Raw genomic sequence first — 6446 nt, 5'->3', positions numbered from 1 at the left:
TTTATTATGTACTTATTTTCTTTGTTATATAAGTAAGTTGTTATATATATACTTTTATTCATAATTACATTCGTATTTAATTATAAAATTAAGTATGTATGTTCATGCTTTGTAATAATATAATTAGTAATTATGTATTTTGTAACTACTGGTTTGTTGTTTGTGTGTTACAATGTGCGTGGTTATTTTGTAACAAAGTACGCAGTTAATCTGGATTAAGAAATCAAGACTTTTACCCGGTTTTGTTTCACAGTTGAGTATTATTGCATATCTTTGCTAATGCAAGGTATGTTTTTGTGGGTACAAAAAACCTTGCGACAGCCGAGCTGCCGACCAATGTTCGTTACACTCACATACTCTGTATATATGAAAGAAAATCGAGATATAAGTATAAAGATCCGCTTGACGGAAGCCGAGAAAGAACAGCTTCTTCAACGTTCAAAGGAAGAGGGAAAATCCCTTTCTTCCTTTATCAGAGAGTCTGCCTTGAAAGGCAGAAGCATATCGAAAACCGATGTGCAAATGATATATGAACTTCGTAAAATAGGAGCCAATATCAACCAGCTTGCCAAACATATCAATACGCTTCCGTCCGATGAAAATATATTGTATTCATTGGATCGGATTAACCAATACCTTTCGGATGTAGAAACCATTAACCGGAAATTGTTATGATAGCCGAGATACAGCCTTCTTTCTCATCCCACCTGTCCATGAGCCGGAAAATCGAATACCAGCTTTCCAAGGTCAAGGAAGGAAACGGAAAAGTGCTTTGCACCTCCACCGGTGACGAACTGGCCGCCATGCCAGCCTACATGAAACTTATCTCCCAGTTGAATGACCGGGTGAAACTACCTTATGCGGAATTTATTCTGAGCCTCTATCCGGGAGAAAGCCTTTCCGATGAACAGTGGCTTTCTCTTGCCGGGGAATATATCGAGAGGATGGGGTACGGAAAGTCCTGTTATGCCGTTGTCCTGAATACTGACAAGGCACACAGCCATGTGCATGTGCTGCTGACCACGATTGATGAAGAAGGCAAAAGCATTCCTTCCGGGAATAATTACAGCCGTTCCGAAAAGATCTCAAGGGAACTGGAGCAGAAGTATGGGTTATTGCCTTTAGAAAAGGAAGGTGTCAAGAGAACCACATTGGGAGAGTCGCAATACCGTAACTATTATTTTGATGCGGCCTTGAAAAAAGCCATGCGTAGTTATAATTATAAGGATAAGGTATCGGCTGTCCTGGAACAATCCGATACATACTGGTCTTTGGATAAACCCTTGCAAGAAATAAAACTGGCCAATGAAGAATGGCGTGTCCTGTTGGGTGATGAAAGCTATGACAACCTTTTCGCATTGCTGGAAAAAGGAGGCTTTTTCAAACCCTTGTTCAAGGACGAACTGTTACAGCTGCTTGACCGTATTTATTCTTTTTCTGAAAGTACATCCGATTTCCGAAGAAACCTGGAACAAGAAGGGGGATATATGCGCCTTGTCACCAAGAATGACAAATCCTATTATGTCTATGGCATTAAGGATTCTGGATTTTATCTGAAGGACGTTTCGCTTCCTCAGAAATATCGCTTCGGTAATATCCGTTTTGATGGCCATGGCATGAGTGCCGATGAACAGAAGCATTATCTCTATGACCACGTGTTTAAGGCTTTGAACTCTTCTTCCGGATATGAGGATTTCAAGAAGAACTTGGCGGAAGAATCGATTCGGGTGACGGAGCATGTAAACGGCAAAGGCGCATATGGGATTTCTTTCTATATGGAAAACGTGGAAGATCCTCATATCTTCAAGGGTGCGGAACTTTCTCGCCAGCTTACTTATCGGAATATCCAGAGGCATTTCGATGGTGTGGCTATCGGTTTCTCACCGCATATTGATAGGGTAGGGGAGTTCCGTGAGCGGGTGGATCGTGAGGCTTTCTATATGCAGGGTGGGGGAGTTATGGCCATTCCGGAGCTTGACATTACCGGCAGCGGGAAGAAGTCGCAAGAGGATGATCTCATACCGTCCAAAAAGAAACGGAAACGCAAGAGTGGTCCCGATTTCTCATTATGATGAATACTAACTTAATACATTTGCTTTATGAATTATCAGACCGTTTTACAAAATTATCATCCCACTGAACAGGGGGATTTCATGTTGAGATATGAGATAGGTGGCCGGGGATATGTCGTTTACTCACCGGAGAAAGATGCGTTGTCTTGTATCGAATTACATGGCTTTTCCGAGCTTACTCCTTGGCAATTGGCTTTTGTCCTTTCATTGGATATGCAGCAGATGAAAGAACAGGATGAGTTTTCTCTTTCCGTATGTTGCAAGCGGGAAAAGCTCTTGTCATATCTCTTTGATGTAGAGGAAAGCGAAACAACTTTGAAGACAAAACATGTGTCCGGGTGGCAAGGCTATCTGATGATGGATATACACAAACCTGATAAGGTACGGAACGTGTTCCAGTTTCATCCGGAAACGAAAGAAGCCCGTTTGGTCTTTGACAATCGGTTATGTGTCGCTTCCCTTCGTGAGAAAGAAAAAGGAAAGCTCATCCATCTCTGTTGGAGTCCTTCTCTCTTTGCTGCCATCGATAAGGGAGGAGAGCGTACCGCACCGGCTTATCTGTTGGCTTCTGATGCTGCCTTGTTGCATGGGTATGCCATGAAGCAGATTGCGGAATGCTTTGCCGGTACACCGGTTGAAGAACAGGTTATCGGCATTCATGTGGGGGATAATGTCTATGAAGCCTTGTCTTTCGTGTGTTATTATGCCCGTAACACACAGAATGAATACATGGTTATCCCGGAGAGAAAAGATGGGATGGTAATTCTTGAAACTCCGAAATGGAATCCGATACGCCAGGCCAACTTCGTGGCTTCACTGAACAAGATGGCGGTTGACCAGGCGAAGAAACGCTATCCGGAAATGGAGGTTCCAAATGAACGGCCATTCACATGTCTCTCTTTTTCCCGGAAGTCTTTCGTCTATTTCCCGGATCTGAAGGTGTATCAGGAGGTGTTCTTGAAGATGTATTTGGGATTGGTGAGGTTACAGGAGGTGCATTTGCTGGGGTAAGGAACAATTGCAGTGCTGCTTATAATATAGTGGCACTACTATTGTTAGAGTACTTCTATCGTTCCTTTGGTTACGGCATCGGCCAGTAGTCTTTTTACAATCCTGCCACTGGGAGGATTGGTTATCCCAAGCGTTATCTCAACCCTGTTTGATAGAGGATGATAGTGCAGGTATTGGAGGATTTCATCTTCAATAGTCATGTTCTAATTCTTTTATCGGGACAATTTTGCCTGATATTTATGCTTTTGTTTATTGTTCTGTCCCGATAGAGATTATTTTGGATGGACAAAGAAACGCTATCCGGAAATGGAGGTTCCGAATGAACGGCCATTCACGTGCCTTTCTTTTGCCGGAAGTCTATCGTCTATTTCCCGAGTCTGAAGGTGTATCTGGAGGTGTTTTTGAAGATGTATTGGGAATTGGTGAGGTTACAAGAGGCGCATTTGTTGGAATAAGGAAAAGGGTGCATCTAATGCCCAATTTGAAAGGATCACCTGCTACAGATAACTGTAACAGGGATATTATCCTTAAAAAGTGAGTTAGATACACCCTTTTAAAGTGCTTCTGTTATTTCTTTGTTTACGGTGTTGGGGAATAATCTTTTTATTACTCAGTTATAGGGAAAATAGGTCTGATATTTATGTTTGGATTATATACTTTGAGGATAAGTGAAGAAAGATATCTGAAGGTGGATTCTTTTATTTAGAGTTCCTTTTAGAATAAGATTTCGCCAAACAGAAATATATTTAGAATTGTTTCTCATAAATCTCAATGCTGCAACATTGAAGGCCAATCTGTAAGCTTGATATCTTATACATTTATTCTTATTTCCAACTTTTCATATAGCACAACCGCCTTTATCAGAGGCAGATTCTCCTTGTAGAACCACGGGAAATCAATACATCTGAAATCGATATGGCTCTCCTCTAGTAAATTGAAAAAACGGATATCGTTTATCATGTCTTTTATGGAAACGAATAGAAGTGGTATTTTCTTTCTTTTGCAAAAGAATAATGCCTTTTGCAGTTCTGCGTATGCGATGGTTTGTTCATCTTTGTAGGTTGAGTCATTTTTCTTGTCAAAAAAAGATAACTGGACTTTTAATGAATCATGCCGTTGGAGGTATTCTGCTAGCAGTTTCTGTGTTTCGGGAGAGTTGTTATCGCCATATAGTATTATATCATTGTATTGTTTCATATCAGGTATTTGTTCCGGTTGCACACTTCTTTTTTCCAAAGGTAACCTTGCATATTCTTTTATTAGATGTTGTTTCGTGACCTTCCGGGGATTCTCTACTGAGTAGAATGCATATTTGAATATAAATTGAATCCCTTTCTTCTGTACACATTCCTGTTCTGAGAAAAAAGAATTCAGACGTATTTTGGCCTCTTGAAGGAACTGTTTGGGGATATCTTCCTGATAGGTATTGGTTGTGTATTCAAGGACGGTCTTTTTCATGAAAAAAATCAATGGACAGATTCATTACCAGTATCTATGATAAGTTTTTCCAACCCGTCAATTTTTGCGTAATGCTGTTTCTACTATTTAGAATCCGGAAACGAAGCTCCTTTCGCGAGATTTATAGTCCGGTATATATACTTGCTTACCATATGAATAAGTGGTTTTTGAACATTCCACCGGCAAATTCATTCCGAATGCCTTCCACATTGAGTACAATCTTGGTCTTGTCCATAATAATCAATGCTATAGATTATCATTTCTTTTTCAATATGGATATTAGGTTATCTAATTGAGGTTCGATAACTGTCTTGTAAACCAACTTCATTCTTTTATCAGAGGCTTTAATAAATGATTCCATTTTTCGTCTTATGTCCTCATTTGTTATTCCCGTCAGATTTTTCAGATACCATAGAATGGCAAGCAGGTAATATACATTCTCCAGGTCCACGGAAAAATCGCAGCCCATACCACCAGGTACGTCCACAATTTCCGTGTTCAGTGATTTCTTTTTTTCGATGATTTCTTCAAGAGCCTTTATCTCCAATGGATTGAGTTGAGACCATTCTTCCGGCCAAATATCACTTGCTACAGTTTCTATTGAATCCCAATCTTTTCGTAAATTAAATTCTTTATTATCCATATTTTCGTTACATTAATTTTAGATAAAACATAAATCAATATAAAAGCGATTAGAGCCATAATCAGCATATACCATGATACATTCATCTCTTTTACGAAAGAGTAGCAAGCATATCCCGCTAACGCGAACAAGCTATAGTGGATGATTGACAACCATACGTTCATTGGTGAACTCTGTTGTATCAAGGCATTTTCAGATACGCTTCTTTGTAAATGTTCGATTTGTAATTCTTCTATTGCGTATGCCAACCCGTATCTTTTATCCTTAATGTTTTTACGTAATGTTTCAGTTCGTACTTTCAAAAGATATTTCGCCGATTCGGACATAGACTTCGCTCCGTATAGCGTATTCACCACTTCTAGCGCATGATTATTGGCAATAATTTCATTATATGCTATAGGCCAGAACTGTAGTAATGCCAATACGGAAGCGAGTAGAATCGCGGAAATTTTCATCCAGGCAGGAATGTCCGATACCAAAACAAATAGAGGCAGAATAATAGCCGAACAATAAAATTGCCTCTTGAATGCCAGCATCAAATCATGGGATACACAATGTGCAAATTCATGTGCCAACAAGATTCTGTCTTTCATGGATTGCGGATAAAATGTCTTGGGAACGAATATGAAAGAAGATGCATTATAAAACGCAAAACTTTTGAATTGTCCGAACAATTTGTTTGCCCGGATAACAATTGTTCGCTTATCTCCTTGCCTGTTGCCCCACTGGAATAATTGGTATTTTCGCATTTCTGTGTCGATTTCTTTAATAATGTCATCTTCAATTATTTCCAAATCGATACCCTGTTCTTTGAACTCTTCTACCGCCTTATTCAAATCCAATAGTTGGTTTTTGAATACAGATTGAATGGAAAATTGAAAAATTCCCCAATCTACTATTATGGCAAGAGGCAATAGATAAAGTGCCGTATAATTGAAAAAACATGTAATAAGGCATAACACGGAACAACGGCATATCACCAATATGGTATTTAGTAAATCTAATATTCTAAATATGAAAAGATAGAGTACCATATTACATAGAAAATTTGTCCAATTAAAATATTTTGAAATTTATAAGTTCCAAAAAGCAAAGGTAATTATATACGACTTTACACTATCTCTAAAATAATAAAAGGACACATGATTATGTATCCTTTTATTATCTTGTATAATTCAGCTATGATTACATGTTTAACACCTTTCTTGATCGTAACCGTATCGCCTCTGCTAACAACCGACCTGATATCATCGAGTACCAGT

At 39.1% G+C, this 6446-nt stretch carries 7 protein-coding genes; 3 read left to right on the top strand and 4 right to left on the bottom strand.

The window, feature by feature from the left end; all coding sequences use genetic code 11:
* Positions 1-336: 336 nt before the first annotated feature.
* From HMPREF0999_RS21510 to HMPREF0999_RS21500, 3 genes are read left to right on the top strand one after another with little or no spacing between them, the layout of a single operon-like run.
* On the top strand, positions 337-675 hold the full coding sequence (locus HMPREF0999_RS21510) for a plasmid mobilization protein (protein ID WP_008770294.1): 339 nt from the start codon (positions 337-339) through the stop codon (positions 673-675).
* Positions 672-2072, top strand: coding sequence for a relaxase/mobilization nuclease domain-containing protein (locus HMPREF0999_RS21505; protein WP_009276906.1), 1401 nt, complete (start codon positions 672-674; stop codon positions 2070-2072). Before HMPREF0999_RS21510 ends, HMPREF0999_RS21505 begins: the two co-directional genes overlap by 4 nt.
* 27 nt (positions 2073-2099) lie before the next feature.
* Positions 2100-3083 carry a hypothetical protein gene (locus HMPREF0999_RS21500; protein ID WP_008781160.1) on the top strand — a complete coding sequence of 328 codons (984 nt, stop codon included), beginning with the start codon at positions 2100-2102 and terminating at the stop codon, positions 3081-3083.
* Positions 3084-3127: 44 nt separating this feature from the next.
* Here HMPREF0999_RS21500 and HMPREF0999_RS22805 read toward each other — a convergent pair whose 3' ends face one another.
* The 4 genes from HMPREF0999_RS22805 to HMPREF0999_RS21480 form a co-directional block, all read right to left on the bottom strand.
* Positions 3128-3283 (bottom strand): hypothetical protein, encoded by a 156-nt coding sequence (locus tag HMPREF0999_RS22805; RefSeq protein ID WP_009276905.1) that lies wholly within the window; start codon positions 3281-3283, stop codon positions 3128-3130.
* Positions 3284-3893: 610 nt separating this feature from the next.
* The gene (locus HMPREF0999_RS23080; protein WP_228002732.1) at positions 3894-4280 is read right to left on the bottom strand and encodes a hypothetical protein; all 387 of its coding nucleotides are present in this window, start codon (positions 4278-4280) and stop codon (positions 3894-3896) included.
* A gap of 517 nt (positions 4281-4797) precedes the next feature.
* Positions 4798-5184, bottom strand: coding sequence for a hypothetical protein (locus HMPREF0999_RS21485; RefSeq protein WP_007844574.1), 387 nt, complete (start codon positions 5182-5184; stop codon positions 4798-4800).
* Complete coding sequence (locus HMPREF0999_RS21480; RefSeq protein ID WP_225982696.1) at positions 5139-6020, bottom strand: hypothetical protein; 882 nt, start codon at positions 6018-6020, stop codon at positions 5139-5141. Before HMPREF0999_RS21480 ends, HMPREF0999_RS21485 begins: the two co-directional genes overlap by 46 nt.
* Between the last annotated feature and the right edge of the window lie 426 nt (positions 6021-6446).

The organism is Parabacteroides sp. D25 (genome assembly GCF_000307475.1).
GTDB classification, from domain to species: domain Bacteria; phylum Bacteroidota; class Bacteroidia; order Bacteroidales; family Tannerellaceae; genus Parabacteroides; species Parabacteroides distasonis.
Note: the sequence above shows the minus strand (reverse complement) of the source record. Positions and strands in the feature narration are given on the sequence as shown.

Excerpts from the sequence above, each read along its gene's own strand:
- HMPREF0999_RS21510 (WP_008770294.1), top strand. The coding sequence starts at position 337 with ATGTTCGTTACACTCACATACTCTGTATATATGAAAGAAAATCGAGAT.
- HMPREF0999_RS21505 (WP_009276906.1), top strand. The coding sequence starts at position 672 with ATGATAGCCGAGATACAGCCTTCTTTCTCATCCCACCTGTCCATGAGC.
- HMPREF0999_RS21500 (WP_008781160.1), top strand. The coding sequence starts at position 2,100 with ATGAATTATCAGACCGTTTTACAAAATTATCATCCCACTGAACAGGGG.
- HMPREF0999_RS22805 (WP_009276905.1), bottom strand. The coding sequence starts at position 3,283 with ATGACTATTGAAGATGAAATCCTCCAATACCTGCACTATCATCCTCTA.
- HMPREF0999_RS23080 (WP_228002732.1), bottom strand. The coding sequence starts at position 4,280 with ATGAAACAATACAATGATATAATACTATATGGCGATAACAACTCTCCC.
- HMPREF0999_RS21485 (WP_007844574.1), bottom strand. The coding sequence starts at position 5,184 with ATGGATAATAAAGAATTTAATTTACGAAAAGATTGGGATTCAATAGAA.